This is a genomic window from Clostridium massiliamazoniense (genome assembly GCF_001403635.1).
In the GTDB taxonomy this organism is placed as follows: Bacteria; Bacillota; Clostridia; order Clostridiales; family Clostridiaceae; genus Sarcina; species Sarcina massiliamazoniense.
On sequence record NZ_LN879468.1, the window covers coordinates 1,014,553 to 1,038,019 of the forward strand.

Below are 23,467 nucleotides of genomic sequence, written 5' to 3' on the forward strand. Positions count from 1 at the left end.
AATAAATTAACACATTTCCATTATAATACAAATATTTCTCTATTTTCAATAGGTTTATGTTAATTTATTTTTAATTGTTTACCGTTTTCATTAACAATATAAGCACCATCATGCATTAACTCTTCCAATTTTACTAATTTATATCCCTTACGTTGTAAATCTGGAATTATTCTTTTTAAATTTTCAACAGTATTTTCTCCATTATTATGGAATAATAAAATATCTCCAGCATCTATGTCTTTCATTACATTATTATATTCTTTTTCAAGACCAATATTCTTCCAATCCACGCTGTCTTTACTCCACTGTATTGATTTATAATTCATAGCATTTACACATTTAACAGCCTCTTTATTGTAGGCACCGCTAGGAAATCTAAAAACCGTAGTTTTCTTTCCAGTTATATCATATATTATTTTTTCTGTTTTTACAATTTCGTTTTCAATTTGTTTTCTGTTTATTCGCAGAAAGTTTGGATGTACATAGCTATGATTACCTATTTGATGGTTTTTATTACATATTCTTACTAATTTCTCTTTATTCCCCTCAGGATATATAACCCATTTTCCCATTACAAAAAATGTTGCCTTTACATCATAATCATCTAAAACTTTTAGTATATCATCTAGATAATCTTTTTCAGCCCAATTCACATCAAAAGTAATTGCTACTAACTTTTCATCACTTTCCACTGAATAAATAGGCATTTCATCTTTGTAATCTTTACTCGCTGAATACGCACTAACATTAAAATTTAATAGCATGTTTATTATTAATAACACAACAAAATATATTTTTCTTCTCTTTATTTTCATTGACTTCACTAGTCTCCTTTCATTTTTTTAATAAAAACAAATAAAGTTTCTTATACTATAAATTATGTGTTATAATTAGAATAACTATTGCATCAAAATTATGGAGGAAAAAGAAAATGTATGATAATACAATAGAATTAGCTGAAAATAAGCTTTTACTATTATATATAATAAAATCTATAAAATACCCTATATCCCATTCTCAATTGACAGATATAGTTTTGGAAAAGAGCTTCATAAATTATTTTATGCTTCAACAATATATATCCGAACTTAAAGAATCTGAATTTATAAAATATGAAGAAAAGGATAATAAAGAATTTGTTTTCCTCACAAAAAAAGGAGATACTGTTTTAAGTTTATTTAAAGATAGATTATCAACTAATAAAACTGCAATAATAGATGATTATCTATCAGAAAAAACAGAACAAATAAAAAAAGAATTAAATATATTTAGTGATTACGTTCCAGACAATAAGGATTCATTTATAGTTACGTTAAAAGCATTAGAAGGGGATTGTTTATTATTAGATTTAAGTGTTAATGTACCATCTAAAGCACAAGCTCAAGAGCTTTGTTCTAAATGGAAAAATAATTCATCTGAAATTTATAATAAAATAATAGATGCTTTAATTAATTAGTTAGTTAAAATTTAAGGGGGACAAAAATTGACAAAAAAAAATAAGTATTATTTGAATTTAATTCCCATAATACTAATCTCAATAATATTACTTAAATTTATTTTTAGTATTGAGTCTATTTTTTCAGGATTTTTTAGTACTATATTATCAATATTAATGCCTTTCTTTTGGGCATTTGGTATAGCTTACTTACTAAATCCTATTTCTATATGGTTTGAAAATAGATTCAATCTAAAAAAATCCTTAAGTATTATTTTAACTTATCTTATTACCATAATAATATTAGTATTTCTATGTTTAGTAATAATACCTACAATCATAGAAAGTATTACTGATTTAGCACATAACCTATCCAATTATATTAATACAGCACAATCTTTTATTACAGAATCACTTGGTAAAATCCATACTTCTTCTCCTGATTTAACAAATCAAATAGAAAATGTATTTCTATCAACCTTTAGCAATTTAGCTGAATTTTTAAGTAATTTTATGAAACAATTACTTGACCAAACAATTAGATTTACATCTTCTTTTATTAAATTTCTCTTTGGATTTATAATCTCTATTTATATGTTATCTGAAAAAAATAAAATAAAAGCATTTTTTATTAAATTCCTAAGAGCGATTTTACCAAAGGAAAAGTCAGATTTTACTATAGAATTTTTATCTACATCTAATTTAGTGTTTTCTAAATTTATAATTGGAAAAACTATTGATTCTATAATAATAGGTGTTCTATGCTACATAGGTTTAATAATATTAAAAGCTCCATTTGCACTATTAATTGCTTTAATAGTGGGAATTACAAATATGATTCCTTACTTTGGACCTTTTATAGGAATGATACCAGCTTTCATATTAACTTTATTTGTTAATCCTAAACTAGCTATTATCGTTCTAATTTTCATATTCCTACTACAACAGTTTGATGGTTTATACTTAGGTCCTAAAATACTAGGAGATCAAGTTGGAGTTTCTCCATTATTAATAATTTTTTCAGTTACTGTTGGTGGAGGTATCGGCGGTGTTCTAGGAATGTTTTTAAGTGTTCCTATTGCTGCTTTACTAAAGATATATGTAGATAAATACTTAGAACTTAAATTATCTAAAAAAACTGAATAATTCATTTTTTAAAAAAAGATGTTGATTTATCAAAAATTAAGATAAATCGACATCTTTATTTTTACTATATTATAAATAGCATTGAAAAATACTGTAATGCACTTCCTAATAAAACAAATATATGCCATATGGCATGATTAAATCTCCATTTATCCTTTACAAAAAATAAACATCCTGAGGTATAGGCTATACCTCCTAAAGCTAATAACACCACTGAAGCTACAGGAACATTCTTTACTAAATTACTAATATTAAAAATAACTAGCCATCCCATAGCTATATAAAGAATTGTCGATAACTTAGTAAATTTCTCAAGCCAAAAGGCTTTACAAAATATCCCTATTATAGCACAAGTCCAAACTAAGATTAACATAAGCCATCCAAAGTCATCTCTAAGTGAAATTAGTGTAAATGGAGTATAAGAACCAGCTATTAGCAAATATATAGATGAATGGTCTACTATTCTAAAAAATTTTTTAGCCATTTTTCCAGGTATACTATGATAAAGAGTAGAACCTAGATATAAACAAATTAATGTTGCACCATATATACTTACACTAGTTACCTTATAAGCATCACCAGTTAACGTAGCTAAAATAACAATAATAACAGTTCCTGCAATGGCAAGACATAATCCTAAGCCATGAGTTATGGCATTAGCTATTTCTTCACCCAAAGTATAAAATCCACTATTATTTTCCATTAAAACACCCCTTTTACAACCTTCTAATTAAATATTAAATAGTTTTCTAGTTATTTCTTTTCTCATGTCTCCTACCATGTATAGAGAACCACATATAAGGATTAAATCATCCTCATTTGCAAGGTCTAAAGCTTTTTCATAAGCTTCTCTATAATTCATTATTTTGTAGACATTTTTATTTTCTTCTTTTAAATAACTTTCCATAACTTCTAAGGATTCTGCTCTTTCATTATGAGGTTCTGTTAATATTATATCTTCTCCTAAAGAACCTATAGTATTAACCATTTCCTTAACTTGTTTATCACCTAAAATCCCTAATATTAATATTAGCTTATTATATGAAAAATATTCCTTAACTGATTCTTTTAATGTTCTTATTCCATCAATATTATGAGCACCATCTATTACAACCATAGGATTTTTATTTAGTCTTTCCATTCTTCCTATCCATCTAACATTTTCAAGACCAGCTTTAATAGATTCCTCTTTAACACTTCCCCCTAAAGTTTTAAAGGCTTCTATAACATTTAAAACTACCATAGCATTTTTCACTTGATGCTTTCCTATTAAGGCTAATTTATATTCTTTTAATTCACTTCCTACTTCTAGCTTAATGTTTTGTATATTATCATTTTTATTAATAATTACTTCCTTTATTGAGCTCTCTGAAGTTTTAATTAATTGTACTGATTTTTCCTTGCACTTCTCTTCTATGACTTTCATAGCTTCTTCAACTTGAGGATATGTAACCACAGGAGAATTTTTTATTATTCCACACTTTTCTCCCGCTATTTCTTCTATAGTTTCTCCTAAAATATTCATATGGTCGTAACTTATAGATGTTATAACTACTAAAACTGGATCTATAACATTAGTAGCATCTAATCTTCCACCAAGGCCAACTTCAATTATTGCATAATCTACATTTTCCTCTGAGAAATATAAAAACATTATAGCTGTTATTATTTCAAATTGTGTAGGATTATCAAATCCTAAAGTTACTATTTCCTCTGATACTTTTTGTATTTTACTTACTAATTCAGCTAACCTTTCTTTTGGTATGTTAACTCCATTTATTTGGATTCTTTCCTCAAATTCTTCTAAATAAGGAGAGGTATACATTCCTACAGTATACCCCTCTTCCTTTAGTATTGATGCAATCATAGCTGTAGTTGAACCTTTTCCATTGGTTCCAGCTATATGAATGCATTTTATTTTATTTTGAGGATTTCCTAGTAGCTCTAACATTTTTTCTACTCTACTAAGACCAAAGTTCATACCAAATCTTGAAGTGTTAGCTATAAAATTCATAGCTTCACTATAATTCATGGCATCCTCCTATTTTAAAGCTTCTATTCTTTCTAATACAGCTTCAAGCATTTCTTTATATTTTTCACCTTTAGCTCTTTCTTCATTAACAACAGCTTCTGGTGCTTTACTTACAAATCTTTCATTAGAAAGTTTTCCTTCAACTCTCTTGATTTCACCTTCTAATTTTTTCTTTTCTTTATCTAATCTTTCAAGCTCTTTTTCTCTATCAACTAAGTCTAATAGTGGTAAGAATAATTCTCCACCCTTAACAACTACTGAAACTAAGTTCTTATCTAAGTTTTCTTTATTATCTAAGAAAGTAACTTCTGAAGCTGAAGCAAGTTTTTCAAGATATGCTGCACCATTTATAAATGCATCCTTAGCTTCTGCTGAAGCATAAGCCATAACTTTAGCTTTTCTTGATGGTGGTACATTCATTTCTGCTCTTAAGTTTCTTAATGACTTAATTGCTTCCATTACAAATTCCATATCTTTTTCTGACTTTTCATCTTTAAGTTCTTCTTCATATGTTGGCCACTCTGATATAGTTATTGACTCAACTTCTGTGCTTAAGTGAGTAAATATTTCTTCAGTTATAAATGGCATTACTGGATGAAGTAATTTTAATCCTGTTTCTAATACTCTGTATAGAACATTAAATACTCTTCCTTTTTCTGACTCATCTTCACCATATAATACTGGTTTAACAAGTTCTATATAATAATCACAGAACTCAGTCCATAGGAAATCATAAACTTTTTGAAGTGCTATTCCTAATTCATATTTTTCCATGTTTTCTGTAACATCTTTAACTAAAGTGTTCATTCTTGATAATATCCACTTATCAGCTAAGCTGTAGTCTTTATTATCTTTATATTTTTCCATAAGATTTCTATCAAGGTTCATCATAACGAATCTTGAAGCATTCCAAATCTTATTAGCAAAGTTTCTTGCTGCTTCAACTCTACCTGGAATATATCTTATATCATTACCTGGAGCATTACCTGTTACAAGCATAAATCTTAATGCATCTGCACCATATTCATCTATAACTTCAAGTGGATCAACACCATTTCCAAGAGATTTACTCATTTTTCTTCCTTGTTCATCTCTTATAATTCCGTGAATTAATACTGTCTCAAATGGAGTTTCTCCCATGTTGTGTATTCCTGAGAATATCATTCTAGCAACCCAGAAGAATATAATATCATATCCAGTAACTAATGTTGCTGTTGGATAGAAGAAATCTAAATCTTCTGTTTTATCTGGCCATCCAAGAGTTGAGAAAGGCCATAAAGCTGAACTGAACCAAGTATCTAAAACATCAGTTTCTTGTTCTATATTCTTTGAACCACAGTGCTTACAAGCAGTTGCATCTTCCATTGACACTGTAATTTCATTACAATCCTTGCAGTACCAAACTGGAATTCTGTGTCCCCACCATAATTGTCTTGAAATACACCAATCTTGAATGTTTTCCATCCAGTTGAAATATGTTTTTTCAAATCTTTCTGGAACAAATTTAGTTTCTTTATTTCTAACAACTTCTATAGCTGGTTTTGCTAATTCTTCCATTTTAACATACCATTGTTGTGATATAATTGGCTCAATAACAGTACCACATCTATCATGTGTTCCAACGTTGTGAACATGAGGTTTAACTTTAACTAATAAACCTTGTTCTTCTAGGTCTTTAACCATAGCTTTTCTAGCTTCATATCTATCTAAGCCTGCATATTTTCCACCTAATTCATTGATTACACCAGCATCATCCATTATTCTGATTTGTTTTAAGTTATGTCTTTGACCTACAGCAAAGTCATTAGGATCATGAGCTGGAGTTATTTTAACAGCTCCTGTACCAAACTCTACATCAACATAATCATCAGCTACTACTGGTATTTCTCTATCTGTTAAAGGTAATTTAAGCATTTTTCCTACTAAGTGCTTATATCTTTCATCATTTGGATTTACAGCAACAGCAGTATCTCCTAATAATGTTTCTGGTCTAGTTGTAGCTATTTCTAAAAATTCATCTGAACCTACAACTGGGTATTTAATATGCCAGAAGTTACCTTCTTGTTCTTCATATTCTATTTCTGCATCTGATAAAGCTGTTTGACATTTTGGACACCAGTTAGTTATTCTGTTTCCTCTGTATATTAAGCCTTCTTCATATAATTTTACAAAGACATGTCTTACTGCTTTACTTAAGTTTTCGTCCATTGTGAATGCTTCTCTTGTAAAGTCAGCTGAACAACCCATTTTCTTAAGTTGCTCTCTTATTCTCTCTCTATATTCATCTGTCCATTCCCAAACTTTTTCAAGGAATGCTTCTCTTCCCATTTCCTTTTTATAAAGACCTTGCTTTATAAGCTCATTTTCAACCTTAACTTCTGTTGCAATACTTGCATGGTCTTCTCCTGGAAGCCATAAAGTGCAGTATCCTTGCATTCTTTTAAATCTTATAAGCATATCTTGAAGAGTATTATCAAGAGCATGACCTAAATGTAATTTACCAGTTATATTTGGGGGTGGCATTATTATTGTATAAGGCTTTTTACTCTTATCAACTTCTGGTGTAAAGTATTTTTTTTCTTGCCATTTGGCATAAAGTCTTTCTTCAAATTCCTTTGGATTATAGGTAGTAGAAATATTTACATTGTTATTATCCATCTATAATTCCTCCTCTTATTTCTCTTATATCTAGAAGATATAATGTTTTTCTTGTAAAGTTCCACTTAATTTATATAGAGCTTTAACTCTATATGAAATTTAGTTGAAGTTATCTATTGATGTGTGCCTGTTACTTTTAATTTATAAAAGATTGAAATGCTACAGGCTACAGCAATGAAATATTTAATAGAATAATTTTGAACAAAATTTTCATCCTTATTCTCATTTAACTTACTTAATGTGATACTTTATTTTGCTCAATAAAAGCTTTAAAAAATAAAAAAACCCTCATCCATAAAAGGACGAAAGCTCGCGGTACCACCTTTTTTCCCTAAAAATAATTTAGGGCTCTCTTAAAATAACGACTAAAATTGCCGACTTTAACTACTTAAATTTCACTAAAGTTGCTCAGAAGCTACCTTCAAGATATCAAATAAAAAAGTCTCTCAGCCTATGGACTTTTCTCTCTATATACTCTTCCTATCTCTACTCCTCTTCCTCAAAGCTTTTTATTAATTCATTTTTAATTACAAGAAATTTATTCTTACATATTCTTAATAACTAAATATAAATTTAGTTTCTTAATATCTATTATAATACTATTCAATTCTACTTAATGTCAACTAAATTAATCACTTAATTAACTTAAGATGAATATTTTTTAATATAAGTAATATTAATATTAATATTAGCCTAAGGTATAAATTGGGAATTCATTGTTAATACTATAGTTAAAGTAATTATTGGAGGTATGAAATGAATTATTTTTCAAAGGCAAATGAATTTTACAATGATCAAAATTATTCAATAGCCTTAGATTATTATAATAAAGCTATTGAAAACAAGCAATATGAAGCCCATGCATATTATAATGCTGGAGTTTGTTATATAAAATTGAAAAAATATGATAAAGCAATTAAAATGATAAAACAGGCTTTGGTTATATGCCATGAATCCAAATACTTTTTTAACTTAGCTTATTGTTACTCTATGTTAAATGACAATAAAAATGCTTTAAGGAACTTTAACATAGCTTGGTCTTTAGACAGCTCTGATAAAGATTGTGAAAAGGCAATATCTCTCATACTAAAAAAATTAAATAAATTCTAATAAAAAAGCCTGTAGAATTATTCTTAAATTAAGAATAAAACCACAGGTTCTTTTATTTTACCATTGCCCTATTACTTTAGCATCTCTATGTGTATCATAGAAATTTGATGTATTGAAGAAATCCCCTGAACTTTCAAAAGTCGGGTCTACAGGTATCCACTTTCCTTCGCTTGGAATATAAACTTCATTCCATGCATGTGGTCCCCATTCCGTTCCAGTATATCCTTCTCCTGAAACCATTCTTACTTTTAGCCCAACAGCTCTTGCCATTGCAACATATAGTGAAGCATAATCAAAACATACACCTGATCTTGTATTGAAAGCTGGTATAGCCCCTGATGGTATACCCTCTCCCCCTGTTTTGTTTATTTCATCTGCCTTTTGGTCACTATAAGTTACATTATTACCAACCCAAGTGTAAATAGCTTTTGCTTTTTCTAAATCAGTAGTATCTCCAGCAGTAATTTCTTTTGCCATATTATTTATAGCTGCATCACTTTTAACTGCTGTACTTAATTTTACACCATTATAATATACAATTACATTACTTCCATCATTTGATGAAGATGTGGTAAAGGCTTGATCTATTGGCTTTTTACCACTAATTAATCTTTCCGTATTAGTTACTATATTATTAAAATCACTCTTTAATGAACTTAAATTTGAAACAGGTAATATTGTAACAACTAGAAAAACTATTAATAAGTAAGATAAAGCATTTGGAAGGTTAAATAAAACTCCTGAAATTCCTGATTTTCTTCCACTTTTTCTTGCATCTAAAGCTCTTATAGATGATTTTATTATGGTATTGTTTATAGCTATTAATATTCCTCTAAGAATAACATATATAATATATATTATTAAAAGGAATATGATTACAAGCATTATATATGCAGTCATAGCTGGACTTATAATTGAAAAATTAAAATGAGATATTATAGATGATATACCTCTTTCTATAACATTACTTGATTTTACAATATAATAGCCAATAGCAAAGGCTACCAGTTTAAGCAAAGTCCTTGCCCCTCCATTAAAATCATCATATATACTTTTCTTATCAAACTTCTTAAAATATGACATTACGAGAGGTATTATAAATACTGCTATTGCTAATAAATAAATATATTTATTCATAGTTCGCCTCCACTTCCTCATTTGTAACTTTTTTTATTACACTTTTAATCAGGCCATAATCATAACCTTTTCCCAATAAAAATCTGATTAATTTTTGATTCAATTTATATTTATCATTTTCTTTTTTAGATAAAATTCTATATTTTTTTATTGCTAAATTATAAGCTGTTTCCTCTTCTACACTATTATCCATTGATTCTAATGTATTTTCTATAGTATCCTTATCTATACCTTTTTTCATAAGAGAATATTTTATTTTATTTTTTCCTTGAATTTTACTCTTGTCCCTTGCATACATTAAACTATATTTTTCATCATTCAAAAAATTATACTCTTTCAAAAAAGCTATAGTTTTTTCTATTATAATACCTTCATATCCTTTTTGCAAAAGTTTATCTATCATTTCTTTTTCTGTTTTATAAGTCTTTTCTACTATTCTTAAGGCTGAATTTTTACATTTTAAAAATTCTTCTTCTTCAATTATTTTTCGAAGTCTCTCTAATTCAACTTCCATATCCTTTTTAAGACATTCTTTATAAACTATCTCTTTATAACAAGCAAATGCAAATTCATTATCTATATAGATATTGACTCTTTCCTCGTTTCTTTTTTGTGTTTCTATATTAGTAATCTTATTCATTAAATTACTCCTCAGATTTTAATATATGAATAGTTGCTCCCTCTAAAAACTTATTACATACTCTATGAATATCATCCTCCTTAAGCTTTTCAAGTTTTTTCATATCATCTATAAAATCATCTATAGGACGATTTTCTAAACTTTGATTTAAAACATAATTACATAAATCACTTGAATCCTCTAAAGTTGATAACACAGATGTCTTATGTATTTTTTTCATAAGCTCTAAAGTTTCTTCATCAAAGACTATATCTTTACTTTTTATTTTTTTTATACAATCGTTTATTACATTAATAGTTTCATCTATTGATTCTTCACTTACAGCAGTGAAAATATTCATTATTCTTACATCTTTACTTAAATCTAGACTTGTATATACATCATAAGCTAGTCCCCTATTTTCTCTTAACTCTCTAAATAAAATAGAGTTAGCACTTTCACCTAACTTATGATTTAATATTTTTAAAGGCATTTCATCCTCTTCTTCAAGATTCTCCATACTATATAAATATATCACTGTACTTTGTTCAATTTGTTTTTTATAACTTGTAAAAAGTCCTGAATGATTCTTTTCATAATGAATCTTTATTTTCTCTCCTACAGTTCCCTTCCACTCTTTAAAAACATCTTTTATTAATTTTATTGCATCACTATGATTTAAAGAACTAACAAGTACTAGTGTAGCATTATCTGGAGTATAATATCTATTATAATAGGTTACAATATCATTTCTTTTAAAATTACTTACTGTTTCTTCTGTTCCTAAAACATCATATCTAAGTGGTGATTTTAAAAATGCAACTTCACTTGTTCTCTTGAAACTTAAATCTTCTATGTCATCCTTACTTGCCTTTATTTCTGAAAGCACTACACCTTGTTCTTTCACTATTTCATTTTCATCCATAACTGAATTCATTAACATATCACCTAATAATTCAATTGCATTCCCTATTTCCTCTTCTATACAACTTACAGTGAATACAGTGTTAGAATTATCAGTGTAGGCATTATAATCTCCGCCTAAAAACTCCAATTTTTTATTTAATTCTTCATTATTTCTAGTTTTAGTTCCTTTAAAAAGCATATGCTCTATAAAGTGACTTAATCCTCTTTCACTATCTTTCTCGTATAGCGAACCTATATTTATTCCTATATTTAAAGAAGCTATCTGTGTATCTTTTTTTATAGTTATAACCTTTAAACCATTATCTAAAGTTATAATTTTATTATCAATATTTAAATTATTCATTAAAGTTCTCCTATTTTTTAATTACTAAATTCCAATTTTCATTGTATAATAATACTTGAGGTAAAAGCAATATTATTTTGGGGTGATTGATTGTAATGAAAAAAAACATACTTATTGTTGAAGATGAACTTAGAATAAGAATTCTCTTAAAAGATTATTTCCGTAAAGAGGGTTTTAAAATATATGAAGCTAGTGATGGAGAAGAAGCTCTAAACAGTTTTTCAGAACATAATATAGATTTAGTTGTACTCGATATAATGATGCCTAAAATAAATGGCTTTAAAGTTTGTGAGACCATTAGATCTGTATCTAATATTCCAATAATACTTTTAACTGCTAAAGAAGAAGAAGAAGATAAACTAAGAGGCTATGATTTAGGTGCAGATGATTATGTAACAAAACCCTTTAGTCCTAAAGTCTTAGTTGCTAAAATTAAAGCTCTTCTTAAAAGAATAGAAAATACAAATGTTGATAAAAACATATTAGATTTTAATGGTTTAACCATAAATAAATTATCTCATGAAGTTAGATTAGGAGAAGAAGAAGTTTCTTTATCCCCTAAAGAATATGACCTTTTGATATATCTAACATCAAACAAAGGCATAGCTTTATCACGGGATAAAATCCTTGATAATGTATGGGGATTTGACTACTTTGGCGATATTAGAACTGTAGATACAAATATAAAAAGGTTAAGAGAGAAATTACTTAGCAAATCTTCATATATAACAACTGTAAGAGGAAGCGGTTATAAATTTGAAGTTAAAGATGAAAAATAGTATTACAAAAAAACTCATACTAATAATTTTCTCCTTAATCGCCTCTCTTCTTATTGGCTTTATGATTTTTCAAAGCTTCTTTTTCCAAGGTTTTTATCTCCAAAAAAAAAGTGAAGATTTACAAAATTCACTTTTACAATTTAAAAGAGATTATGACTATAATTGGCCTGTTAATACTCAAGCTGTCATAAATGCCATGACTACATTTGAACTAAATAATACTGCTAAAATTGCTATTTGTCCAATAGATTCAAATATAAGCAAAATAACAGTTAGCCAAAAAAATAACGAAGATATTGATGCTACCTTAGATAGCATTTTAAATAAACTTAAGGAACAAAAACTTTATACACAGGAATTTTTAAATTCAAGTAAAATTATTACTACTGTAGTTAACACTAAGGGAAATAGTAAACAGATAGTTTCTATAGCTCCATTTTCACTTAGTAGTAAAAATGATGCTGTTATAATATCTATCTCTCCCTTTAGAACCATAGAAGAAGCAAGTGCTATTATGAAAGACTTTTATGAAGCTATAATTCTGCTACTTATTATTTTCTGCTTTTTCTTTGCCTATATTTTTTCTAATTTAATCTCCAAGCCACTGCTAAAATTAAATGAAACTGCAAAAGAGATTCTGGAAGTTATGGTCTTGGATTATCTATTGCTAAAAATCTCTTAGAGTTACACAATAGCCAATACGGAGTTGTCCATACAGATAAAGGAATTGAATTTTATTTCTATCTTGAAAAACTTAAAAATTAATGAGATAAAAAAGCTCTAATATTTCTATTGCAAAAATTGCTCAGAAATAAAGAGCTTTTATTTTTTATCTATTCAAATTCTGATTGAATTAAGTCTCTATTTATAACTACTTACCTAATAATTTTAGTAGTACCCCTCCATACTCATATATTACTGAAGCAAAAACTACTGATACTATGGTCATAAGTTTTATTAATATATTCATAGCTGGTCCTGATGTATCTTTAAATGGATCTCCTACAGTATCTCCTACTACGGCTGCCTTGTGTGCCTCGCTACCTTTTCCACCTTCTAATCCACCTTCTATAGACTTTTTAGCATTATCCCATGCTCCACCTGAATTTGCCATAAAAATAGCTAATAAAACTCCTGTACCTACACCTCCTGCTATAGTTCCTGCTAAAGCCTCTGCTCCTAAAATTATCCCTACTACAATAGGTATAATTATAGCTAAAAGTCCTGGTACAACCATTTCTTTTAATGCTGCTTCTGTTGATATCTCAACACATCTTTCATAATCAGGCTTTTCCTTACCTTCCATTATCCCCTTCTTTTCTTTAAATTGTCTTCTTACCTCTTCTACCATCTTAGTTGCTGCTTTACCAACAGCCTCCATAGTTAAAGCACCAAATAAAAAAGGAAGCATACATCCAATTAAAAGTCCTACTAAAGTTAAAGGATTTAATAAGTTAATAGCTTCAATTTTTACAGCTTGAGCATAAGAAGCAAATAAAGCTAAAGCTGTTAAAGCTGCTGAACCTATGGCAAATCCTTTACCTATGGCTGCTGTAGTATTTCCAACTGAATCTAATTTATCTGTTATACTTCTCACTTCTTCTGAAAGTCCTGACATTTCTGCTATGCCTCCAGCATTATCTGCAATTGGACCATAGGCATCTACTGATATTACAGTTCCTGAGGTAGCAAGCATACCTATAGCTGAAAGGGCTATTCCATATAGGCCTAATTCACTATTCTCAAAACCTCCCATAGCTATATATGAACTTATAATTCCTCCTCCTATAACTACTATAGGTACTACTGTGGATTTCATTCCTATAGCTAACCCCTCAATAATATTAGTTCCAGCACCAGTTTTGGACTTCTCAACTATACTTTTAACTGAATCATACTGGTCAGATGTATATATTTCTGTAATTTTTCCTATAACTACTCCAACAATTGTTCCTATTAATACTGAAATAAAAGGTTTCATACTACTTAACAATACATTACTTAATATAAAAGAAAATATTATCATAAGAACGACTGATATATACATAGCCTTATTTAAAGCTCTTTGAGGATTTGTGTCTTTTGATTTTTTAACATAAAAGATTCCCATTAAAGATGCTATTATTCCTGCTCCTCCTAGTAAAATCGGTAATTTTAATGCTTCTTCTCCTAAAGTGACACTTGCCATAACTCCTAAGGTTATAGCTGATATTATAGAGCCCACATAGGATTCAAATAGGTCTGCCCCCATTCCTGCAATATCTCCTACATTGTCTCCTACATTGTCTGCTATGACTGCTGGATTTCTTGGGTCATCCTCTGGTATTCCAGCTTCTACTTTTCCAACTAAATCAGCACCTACATCTGCTGCCTTAGTATATATTCCACCTCCAACTCTAGCAAATAAAGCTATAGATGAAGCACCAAAACCAAAGCCAGTTATATACTCTACTTTATCTATACCAAATATAACTGCTACAATTGTAAGTCCTAAAATACCTAAACCAACAACAGAAAGCCCCATTACAGCTCCACCAGAAAAAGCAACTGCTAAGGCATCCCTTTGACCTTTCATAGCACCACTTGCCGTTCTTACATTAGCTTTAACTCCAACATTCATACCAATATATCCTGCTAAAATAGAAAAAATAGCTCCTAAAATAAAACTAAAAGCAGTTATAACATTTAAGAAAAATCCTATAATAATTGCAACAGCTATTATAAAAATTAATAAGTATTTATACTCTTTTCTTAAAAATGCCATAGCTCCTTTAGCTATACATTCGGCTATTTCTTTCATTTTTTCATTTCCAGCATCTTTCTTTATAATATCTTTTCTTATAAAGAAGGCTACACTTAAAGCTATTACACCTATAATTCCCACCCAAATTAATGACATGGTCTTCCTCCTTAAATTTATCTCTTTTATATTCTTATTCCTTTTTCTCATATTTTATAAATAAAAAGAAAAATATATTTAAAGAGGCCTTTATTTTTTATTAGTTTACTCCTTCTGCTCATCCCATGTTTACTTTCTTATCTAAGAACTTAATTAAAAATATATTGAAACTCTTAATTAGTTTACTTGAATTGATTTAATTAGTTCTTCTTTCTCTAAAATAGTCCCACCCTCATTGGTTCTTGTTATAATCTCTAAAATATCATGATAATCATAATAATTTGACTTATCAACATTATCTAATACATCATAAGAAATTATTTCTTTACTAACAAATCTATTTATCACTTGGTCTAAATTATCATCTATTATACATCTTATTTCCTCTGTAAAATCATCACAGCTCTTTTGTATCTTATTAATTAAATTTCTCTTAGCAACTCCTCTTCTCTCCTTAGAATTAACTATGTCTTTTAATCTAATAAAATACCATGGTGCTTCATCATTATTCATAAATTTAAATTCATATTTTATATTTTCTTCATTAGGTTCTTGACCACTAAGCAAATTAAAATACATTTCCTTACCTTCATAACTTCCACAAATAGATACATATAAACATTGCATTCTTTGTTGTCCATCTAAAACTAAGAATTTTTTATACTCATTAATAGGTTCACTCATTCTTATTAATTTTAATTTATCTGTAAATGTACTAACAAACCTTTTATATTTTATTGGACTTTCAGTTCTTAAAACTAAAAAATGACCAATTGGGTACTCTCTCATTATGGAATCTAAAAATTTTTCTATTTTCTTTTCATCCCATACAAAGGACCTTTGTACATTAGGTAACCAAAAACCGCCTTGCTCTATTGGATTATTTAAATAACTCACTAATTTTCTAATTGATAAAGTATTTATCATAATAAAAACTCTCCCTTACACATAACATCTTAAAATTTTCTTTTCATTATTTTTATTTATATGTATATTATGGAAATATCATGTTGATTCTATACATTTATTGGTTAATTTTCATTTATCAATAAAAAAAACACCCTAATAAATATATTATTGAGGGTGCTTTATATTACAACTACTACTTAAATTCTCATCAAAAACATAATTTTTATTTAATTATTTTAGTATTGTTGGTTTTCTGTTTTTTTCACTCTTTGATCTCTTTTATTCATGTTATTGATATTTTGATTTAATTGATTATTATCTCCAGTTTCTTGAAAGTTCTTAATATTTGACATTTTTTTCTCATTTCTGTTGCTCATAATAATTTCTCCTTATCTCTTAGTTAATTAATATCTCAATATTATTTTCCGCAACTTAGAAAAGTATATACTAATTAAACTACTCCTTTATTGGGTCTCTATGGCAACTTGTATTTCTGTTATGAATTCTTCATAATTTCCAGTTTCATGAATATCTATCTTATATATCTCTAAAGGATCACTTTTTATTTTTAAGTGATTATTATCTATATATTTCATTATTCTTTTTAAGCATGATTTTTTATTACTATAGTCTCCCTTATAAGTACATGTTACATAATTCCCTTTTTCTATAATTACGTTACTTAACTCTTCATTTTCTTCTAAGAAACAAAAAACTGACTTATAATAATTAAAATTATTTTTATTTATTTCCTCTAGAGAAAATACAGCTCCAATATTATTATTACCTAAAATATTAAATCTCTCTTCAAATTTTTTATGAAGCTTTTTTATTAAAAAATCTGCTTCTGAATCTCTTTCAATATCTCCATTAAGAATAATTGCTTTTCTATCATCAAAATATTTTAATTCTATCTTATCAAAATCATTAAAATCTAATTCTTTTTCTATATTTAAAAGTCTACTTTTTATATTTTCCTTTTGATTTAGAAACTCCTTTATTTTTTCATCTAGCATATTTAATTCTTCTTCTAATAAATTTTTAGTTGATTTTATAGTTCTACAATCTAAATAATCCTTTATTTTATTCATGGGAAAGTTTAATGCTCTAAGTTCCTTTATTAAATTTAATCTCCAAATATCATTTATACTATATAATCTATATCCATTCTTATCTCTTATTGGATTTAATATGCCTAACTTTTCGTAATACATCAAAGAATCCTTACCTATAGAATATATTTTAGAAATTTCCCCGATTTTATAATAATCCTTCATTTTACGTTCACTTCCCAATTATTAAATTAAATCCTATTGACTCTAGTATTATACCATAGTTTAAAATTTTAATAAGGAGGTTTTAAAATGACTAATAAACAATACAAAGAAACTAAATTAAGTAGAAAATTTCTACATTACTTAGTGCCTTCTGTTGCAGCTATGTGGGTATTTTCTATTTATACAATGGTAGATGGTATTTTTGTTGGAAAATTTGTTGGAGCCAATGCTCTTGCATCAATAAATATATCTATGCCTTTTATAAGTTTCATTTTTGCCTTTGCATTACTATTTGCAGTGGGAGCATCCACTATTATATCCATTTATCTTGGAAAATCTCAAAAGAAAAATGCTGATAAGATATTTTCTTCTACTTTAATAATTTTAATAATATCTTCAATAATTATACTCTTATTAGCACATTTTAATATTAATAGATTAGCTTATTTTTTAGGAGCAGATAGTACAACCCTATCAACTGTGAAGGAATATTTATCAATCATAGCTTATTTTAATGGATTTTTTATGGTTTCCTACTATCTTGAAGTTCTGTGTAAAGCAGATGGCGCACCCTATTTATCTACTATTGGTGTTACATCATCAGCATTAACTAATATAATTCTTGATTATATATTTGTAGTAAAACTTAATTATGGTGTTGCTGGTGCAGCCTTTGCTACTGGTTTATCTCAAGTTTTATCAACAATCATTTTTTTAAGTTATTTTTTAAGTAAAAAATCTAAATTAAAATTTACTAAATTTAAATTTACTTTAAATGACTTTTCAAGAACTGTACGAGTTGGATTTCCTGATTCAATTACAGAATTATCTGCCGGAATTGTAATATTACTTTTTAATCAAGTTATAATAAAACTTATTGGTGAAAATGGAATAGTAGCTTATAGTGTAATTAGTTATATAAACGGCTTAGTTTTAATGACTATGCTTGGAATAAGTCAAGGTATGCAACCATTAGTTAGCTTTTATTACGGAAAAGGTGACCGTGAATCTATAAAAAAATTATTAAAATTAAGTTTATTAACAGTATCTATTAGTTCTGCCTTTGCATTTTTAGTGTCTATATGCTTTAGTAAGCCTATAGTCTCAGCTTTTCTAGATAGTTCTAATGTAGAATTATTTAACTTTACTATTAAAGCATTTAGTATTTACTCAATCACCTTCTTATTAATGGGCTTTAATGTTTTAATAGGTGGATTTTGTTCAGCCTTAGAAAAACCTAAATATGCTTCAATTATATCTCTTTCTAGAGGCTTATTTATTATTTCTTTAAGCCTATTTATAATGGTTCTAATATTTAAAAGCAATGGTATTTGGATTTCAGCTGCAATTTCTGAGGCTATTTGTCTTATTATTTCATTAACTATTTTAATTAAAAAAATAAAAATTTTTGATTTGAATATATATCATAAAGAAAAAAATAGACCTGAATCAGCTTCCTAGCTGATTTTAGGTCTATTTTTTATTTTCTATCCTCACAACACTTCACATCTGAAGCGCCGCTAACTTCTAACATATCAAAAATTTCAGTTGATTTTTGCTCACTAGTCATTACCATTAAATAATCACCAGCTAGTATTTTTGTATTTCCTCTTGGTATAATTTCACTATCCCCTCTTTTAATAGCTACTATCAAGCAGCAAGATGGTAGCCCTACATCTTTAACTAATTTACCTTCTATAGGACTTCCAAGTTCAACTGAATGTTCTACAATTATTTTATTAGTGGCTATTACATCTCTATTTTTAAATCCAACCCTATTTAATAATCGACCAAGTAATGACTCATAAATTGGCTCTACATTTAAAGCTTCTGATATTACATAAGAAATAATTACTACTATTGATAATGCTAATATATGTTCAAAAGATCCTGTCATTTCTAATATTAATACCATACCTGTTATAGGAGCCTTTACTGTAGATGCAAAGTTAGCAGCCATTGCTAATATTATAAAATTTAATATATATACTTCTGGAATATGAAAATAATGACATGCTGCAATTCCGAATATATCTCCTATTATAGAGCCAAGAACTAATAATGGGAAGAATATACCACCTGGTAGACCTGAACCGAATGCAAATAAAGTTAAAATAAATTTTAATATAAGCATTGCAAAAAGAACATCTAATCCATAATTTGATGTAGGTAAGCTCATTATAAGATTATGACCACCACTTAATAATATAGGTGCTGTCATTCCTGCTATACCTGTCATAACAAAAGGTATCATTACTTTTATTTCTATAGGTACTTTCTTCATACATCCATAAAGACTTTGAACTTTTAAAATTCCTTTATTAAATATAGCACCACCAACACCCATTATAATTCCTAATATTATTAAAATCCAATAATATTTTAATGGTAATACTAAAAGTGGTGATTTAAATCCTAGTGCTAATCCTGGATGTAAAAATAACTTTAGTATAAAATCGGAAGCCAATGACGATGCCATTGCAGATATTAAAACTAAAGGTGAAAAGTTTCTATGAACTTCTTCTAATGCAAATATTGCCCCTGAAAGTGGTGCATTAAATGCAGAACTTAATCCTGCTGCGGCCCCTGCTGTTATTAGAAATTTTTCTTCTACCTTTGAAAACTTAAATACTCTTGAAAAACCTTTTCCCACAGATGCACCCATTTGTACAGATGGTCCCTCTTTACCAACTGAAAGTCCAGCTCCTAAAGATATAACTCCACCCACAAATTTGAATATAAGTATTTTCCACCAACTCATTTTTAAGTTTCTACTTAAATCACCTTCAACCTGTGGTATTCCACTCCCTGAAATCATCGGTTCTAATCTTACCATAAAACCAACTATAGCACCTAATAAACATAATAAAACAAATATTCCTATTATTCTTGTTACATCACCTTTTGCCCATTGATACAACTCAGTGAACTTAGGTAGTAACATATCTATTAATTCTCGATATATTACTATTACAACTCCAGCTAGTGCTCCGACTACTGTGCCCTCAAAAATAAGTCTATATTTTAAGTTTTTTCTTCGGGATAACATATCATTTATTTGTCCGCCTCCCAACTTAAAAGCACCTCCTCAATAAATAAGCGTTTAGTTTATATTATATTACTTATTTAAATAACTCTCAAAACTATTAATTCATGTATTATAATTAAATTAAACTTTCTATACAAATGTAAAGGTTTACTTCACTTTTTTGCATTATTTTATAAAAAATATTCATTTTTTATTCACAAATTTATATTTTAATGTTATTATGTAATAAAAATCATTATAAACTAAAATTTATTTAATAATAATGATTATTTTTAACAAATTTTTAGGTATCTTATTATTTACCATTATACACAGTCCAATCCTAGTATAATTCAATGTTAGATGCCTAAAATAAAAAAGAGGTGATTATTTATGAATACTGTAAAAACATCTAAAATTTCTATAATAGGTGCCGGTTTTGTTGGCTCAACTTCTGCTTATGCACTAATGCTTCAAGGCTTATGTTCTGAAATAGTTATTGTTGACTTAAATAAAGAAAAAGCTGAAGCTGAAGCAATGGATTTATCACACTGTGCATCTTTTGTAAAACCAGTTACTGTTACTGCGGGAGATTATAAAGATACAGCAAATTCTGATATTATTGTGATTACAGCAGGTGCTGCACAAAAACCAGGGGAAACTAGATTAGATTTAATTAACAAAAATATTAAAGTCTTTAAAGATATTGTGCCACAAGTAGTACAATATAGTCCTAATTCTATACTTTTAGTTGTATCAAACCCTGTTGACTTACTTACTCAAATTGCTTATGAAATCTCTGGGTTCCCTAAGTCAAAAGTCATTGGATCTGGTACTGTTTTAGACTCATCTAGATTGAAATATCTCATAAGTGATTACTTTGAAATTGATTCTAGAGATATAGAAGCCTATATAATTGGAGAACATGGAGATTCAGAAATAGCTGCATGGAGTTTAGCAAATGTTGCTGGAATGCATGTAGATGATTATTGTCATAAAGTTTCTGACACTTGTGAAGAAGACTTTAAAAGAGTTATACCTGAAAAAGTTAAAAATGCAGCCTATGAAATAATTAATAAAAAAGGTTATACAAACTATGCAATAGGAATGGCTGTAGCTAGAATTGTGGAATCTATTCTAAGAGATGAAAATTCTATTTTAACAGTATCTTCTTTATTTGAAGGTGAATATGGAATTAATGATATTTATATGTCTATACCTACTATTGTTACTAGAGATGGTGCTAAAAAAATAGTTGAAGTTCCTCTTAGTGACAGTGAAAAAGATGCTCTTGTTAAAGCATCTGAAATGCTAAAAAAACATATAGCTTCATCTGAACTTTAAAAAGCAGAGGATGTATCAAATTACAGATACATCCTCTATGTCTTTTATCTAGCTATATAAAACATCTACTTTCCTAAATTTCTATTTCTAAGATTACAGGACAATGGTCAGATCCTAATACTTCACTATGAATATCTGCATCTTTTATATTTTCCTTTATTCTCTCTGAAACAAGGAAATAGTCTATTCTCCATCCTGCATTATTCTTTCTTGCATTAAATCTATATGACCACCAAGAATATCTTCCTTCTTCATTTGGATGAATATATCTAAAGCTATCTACAAAACCTGCATCTAATAGCTCTGTTAATTTTTCTCTTTCCTCATCTGTAAAACCAGCATTTTTTCTATTGCTTTTTGGATTCTTTAAATCTATTTCCTTATGAGCTACATTTAAATCTCCACAAACTATAACTGGCTTTTTCTCATTAAGTTTTAGTAAATATTCTCTAAAATCATCTTCCCATTTCATTCTATAAGGTAATCTTTTAAGCTCACCTTGTGAATTAGGAGTGTATACTGTTATCATAAAATATTTTTCAAATTCTAAGGTTATAAGTCTACCTTCCTTATCATGTTCTTCTATTCCCATTCCATAGAATACATTAATAGGTTTTTCCTTAGTAAAAATAGCTGTCCCTGAATACCCCTTCTTCTCTGCATAATTCCAATAATCATAATATCCTTCTAGGTCTAATGAAATTTGACCTTCTTGAAGCTTACTTTCTTGAATACATAATATATCAGCATTCTGCTCTTTAAAATAATCTAAAAATCCTTTAGTAACACAGGCTCTTAACCCATTAACATTCCATGAAATTAACTTCATAGCAAAACCCTCCAAACTAAAAATGTCAAAATCACTTAAAATTTAGGGGATGTATCAAAGTCATTTTGATACACCCCAATTTTAATCTTATCTTATTATAAACCTAAATTAAGTAATTTACCAAAGTTAAATACTATTTCAATAATCTAACCTTTGATTTTAACTGCTTCTTTAGCATTATATCCATTTAAATTAATTTTTATTGATTCTATTTCTATTCTCTCTATAGGTGTTTGTCCATTCACTTTCACTATATTTAACTTATCTAAAACATCTTCTCCTGAAATAAGCTTTCCAAAAGCTGCATAAGCACCATCTAATTGAGTTGCATCATCAGTCATTATGAAAAATTGACTTCCTGCACTATCTAATTGTTGTGCCCTTGCCATTGATAATACACCCTTTTTATGACTTATATCATTAACATTAAATCCATTTTCAAAGAATTCACCCTTTATTTCATATCCTGGACCTCCTATTCCTGTTCCCTCTGGGTCCCCTCCTTGAATTACAAAATCTTTTTGAACTCTATGAATTATTAAACCATCATAAAACTTTTTATTAGCTAACTCTATAAAGTTATTTACAGTGTTAGGAGCTTTGTGTGGATATAACTCAGCCTCCATAGTTCCATAATTTTTAATTTTTATTGTAGCTGTTGGTAGAATCTCTGGTTTTTCTGGAACCTCCACAAAAGCTGATACTTGCTCTTTTGTTTCCTCTTTATCTAAAGAATCACTTTTCCCCTTTCCACTAGAACATCCAACTAATAACATTGGTAATAATATAGCCGCCATTAATCCTTTTGCAAATTTATTCATAAACCCCTCCAATTAATATAATATATTGAAATTATATACTATTTTATCTTTTACAGGTAAACTTATTAATTAAAATAATTTAAACTTTTTATAAATATCTGCTTTTTGTATCTTTTTATTAACGCCCAAATTAAATTTATATTATATAATTAAGTTATATTACATATTTAATTA

The 23,467-nt window shown here is 28.1% G+C and carries 21 protein-coding genes and 1 other annotated feature; of the genes, 7 read left to right on the top strand and 14 right to left on the bottom strand.

Features of this window, described 5'->3' with window-relative positions:
- Window positions 1-59: 59 nt before the first annotated feature.
- Window positions 60-815 carry a polysaccharide deacetylase family protein gene (locus ARA19_RS11710; RefSeq protein WP_055071150.1) on the bottom strand — a complete coding sequence of 252 codons (756 nt, stop codon included), beginning with the start codon at window positions 813-815 and terminating at the stop codon, window positions 60-62.
- A 116-nt stretch (window positions 816-931) separates the two neighbouring features.
- Between ARA19_RS11710 and ARA19_RS11715 the strand changes: the two genes are divergently transcribed.
- Both ARA19_RS11715 and ARA19_RS11720 read left to right on the top strand, forming a co-directional pair.
- Window positions 932-1,456: a DUF4364 family protein gene (locus ARA19_RS11715; protein WP_055071151.1), complete on the top strand. Its 525-nt coding sequence runs from the start codon at window positions 932-934 to the stop codon at window positions 1,454-1,456.
- A gap of 27 nt (window positions 1,457-1,483) precedes the next feature.
- Entirely contained in the window at window positions 1,484-2,581 is a 1,098-nt protein-coding gene (locus tag ARA19_RS11720) for an AI-2E family transporter (RefSeq protein ID WP_055071152.1), read from the top strand.
- A 64-nt stretch (window positions 2,582-2,645) separates the two neighbouring features.
- Here the strand turns inward: ARA19_RS11720 and trhA are convergent, their stop codons facing one another.
- From trhA to ARA19_RS11735, 3 genes are read right to left on the bottom strand one after another with little or no spacing between them, the layout of a single operon-like run.
- Window positions 2,646-3,284, bottom strand: coding sequence for a PAQR family membrane homeostasis protein TrhA (gene trhA / locus ARA19_RS11725; RefSeq protein ID WP_055071153.1), 639 nt, complete (start codon window positions 3,282-3,284; stop codon window positions 2,646-2,648).
- Window positions 3,285-3,311: 27 nt separating this feature from the next.
- A complete protein-coding gene (locus ARA19_RS11730; protein WP_055071154.1) occupies window positions 3,312-4,613 on the bottom strand; it encodes a bifunctional folylpolyglutamate synthase/dihydrofolate synthase in 1,302 nt (433 codons plus the stop codon).
- Between the two features lie 9 nt (window positions 4,614-4,622).
- Window positions 4,623-7,271, bottom strand: a complete 2,649-nt coding sequence (locus ARA19_RS11735) for a valine--tRNA ligase (RefSeq protein WP_055071155.1) — start codon at window positions 7,269-7,271, stop codon at window positions 4,623-4,625.
- Between the two features lie 295 nt (window positions 7,272-7,566).
- Window positions 7,567-7,783 (bottom strand) — a binding site (T-box leader).
- 244 nt (window positions 7,784-8,027) lie between these two features.
- On the opposite strand from ARA19_RS11735, the gene ARA19_RS11740 reads away from it, so the two are divergent.
- Window positions 8,028-8,381: a tetratricopeptide repeat protein gene (locus ARA19_RS11740; protein ID WP_055071156.1), complete on the top strand. Its 354-nt coding sequence runs from the start codon at window positions 8,028-8,030 to the stop codon at window positions 8,379-8,381.
- A 57-nt stretch (window positions 8,382-8,438) separates the two neighbouring features.
- Here the strand turns inward: ARA19_RS11740 and ARA19_RS11745 are convergent, their stop codons facing one another.
- From ARA19_RS11745 to ARA19_RS11755, 3 genes are read right to left on the bottom strand one after another with little or no spacing between them, the layout of a single operon-like run.
- Entirely contained in the window at window positions 8,439-9,518 is a 1,080-nt protein-coding gene (locus ARA19_RS11745) for a transglutaminase-like domain-containing protein (RefSeq protein WP_055071157.1), read from the bottom strand.
- Entirely contained in the window at window positions 9,511-10,158 is a 648-nt protein-coding gene (gene recX, locus ARA19_RS11750; RefSeq protein WP_055071158.1) for a recombination regulator RecX, read from the bottom strand. The genes ARA19_RS11745 and recX overlap by 8 nt, the downstream gene beginning before the upstream one ends.
- Window positions 10,159-10,162: 4 nt before the next feature.
- On the bottom strand, window positions 10,163-11,407 hold the full coding sequence (locus ARA19_RS11755) for a M16 family metallopeptidase (RefSeq protein WP_055071159.1): 1,245 nt from the start codon (window positions 11,405-11,407) through the stop codon (window positions 10,163-10,165).
- A 95-nt stretch (window positions 11,408-11,502) separates the two neighbouring features.
- Here ARA19_RS11755 and ARA19_RS11760 point away from each other — a divergent pair, with 95 nt between their 5' ends.
- Together ARA19_RS11760 and ARA19_RS11765 are read left to right on the top strand one after the other, a co-directional pair.
- Window positions 11,503-12,186: a response regulator transcription factor gene (locus tag ARA19_RS11760; protein ID WP_055071160.1), complete on the top strand. Its 684-nt coding sequence runs from the start codon at window positions 11,503-11,505 to the stop codon at window positions 12,184-12,186.
- Complete coding sequence (locus tag ARA19_RS11765) at window positions 12,176-12,868, top strand: hypothetical protein (protein WP_147574393.1); 693 nt, start codon at window positions 12,176-12,178, stop codon at window positions 12,866-12,868. Before ARA19_RS11760 ends, ARA19_RS11765 begins: the two co-directional genes overlap by 11 nt.
- A 189-nt stretch (window positions 12,869-13,057) precedes the next feature.
- On the opposite strand, the gene ARA19_RS11770 is transcribed toward ARA19_RS11765, so the two are convergent.
- From ARA19_RS11770 to ARA19_RS11780, 4 genes are all read right to left on the bottom strand, one after another.
- Window positions 13,058-15,085 carry a sodium-translocating pyrophosphatase gene (locus ARA19_RS11770; protein WP_055071162.1) on the bottom strand — a complete coding sequence of 676 codons (2,028 nt, stop codon included), beginning with the start codon at window positions 15,083-15,085 and terminating at the stop codon, window positions 13,058-13,060.
- Between the two features lie 177 nt (window positions 15,086-15,262).
- Window positions 15,263-16,012 (bottom strand): DUF262 domain-containing protein, encoded by a 750-nt coding sequence (locus tag ARA19_RS11775; protein WP_055071163.1) that lies wholly within the window; start codon window positions 16,010-16,012, stop codon window positions 15,263-15,265.
- Window positions 16,013-16,230: 218 nt separating this feature from the next.
- On the bottom strand, window positions 16,231-16,371 hold the full coding sequence (locus ARA19_RS17635; RefSeq protein WP_157452252.1) for a hypothetical protein: 141 nt from the start codon (window positions 16,369-16,371) through the stop codon (window positions 16,231-16,233).
- Window positions 16,372-16,458: 87 nt separating this feature from the next.
- Window positions 16,459-17,271 (bottom strand): MerR family transcriptional regulator, encoded by an 813-nt coding sequence (locus ARA19_RS11780; protein WP_055071164.1) that lies wholly within the window; start codon window positions 17,269-17,271, stop codon window positions 16,459-16,461.
- Between the two features lie 87 nt (window positions 17,272-17,358).
- Here ARA19_RS11780 and ARA19_RS11785 point away from each other — a divergent pair, with 87 nt between their 5' ends.
- Window positions 17,359-18,732, top strand: a complete 1,374-nt coding sequence (locus tag ARA19_RS11785) for an MATE family efflux transporter (RefSeq protein ID WP_055071165.1) — start codon at window positions 17,359-17,361, stop codon at window positions 18,730-18,732.
- A gap of 19 nt (window positions 18,733-18,751) precedes the next feature.
- Here ARA19_RS11785 and ARA19_RS11790 read toward each other — a convergent pair whose 3' ends face one another.
- Window positions 18,752-20,344 (bottom strand): ClC family H(+)/Cl(-) exchange transporter, encoded by a 1,593-nt coding sequence (locus ARA19_RS11790; RefSeq protein ID WP_423230608.1) that lies wholly within the window; start codon window positions 20,342-20,344, stop codon window positions 18,752-18,754.
- A gap of 348 nt (window positions 20,345-20,692) precedes the next feature.
- Here ARA19_RS11790 and ARA19_RS11795 point away from each other — a divergent pair, with 348 nt between their 5' ends.
- Entirely contained in the window at window positions 20,693-21,643 is a 951-nt protein-coding gene (locus tag ARA19_RS11795) for an L-lactate dehydrogenase (RefSeq protein WP_055071166.1), read from the top strand.
- 73 nt (window positions 21,644-21,716) lie between these two features.
- On the opposite strand, the gene ARA19_RS11800 is transcribed toward ARA19_RS11795, so the two are convergent.
- Window positions 21,717-22,472 carry an exodeoxyribonuclease III gene (locus ARA19_RS11800; RefSeq protein ID WP_055071167.1) on the bottom strand — a complete coding sequence of 252 codons (756 nt, stop codon included), beginning with the start codon at window positions 22,470-22,472 and terminating at the stop codon, window positions 21,717-21,719.
- A gap of 146 nt (window positions 22,473-22,618) precedes the next feature.
- A complete protein-coding gene (locus ARA19_RS11805) occupies window positions 22,619-23,293 on the bottom strand; it encodes a peptidylprolyl isomerase (protein ID WP_055071168.1) in 675 nt (224 codons plus the stop codon).
- Window positions 23,294-23,467 lie beyond the last annotated feature (174 nt).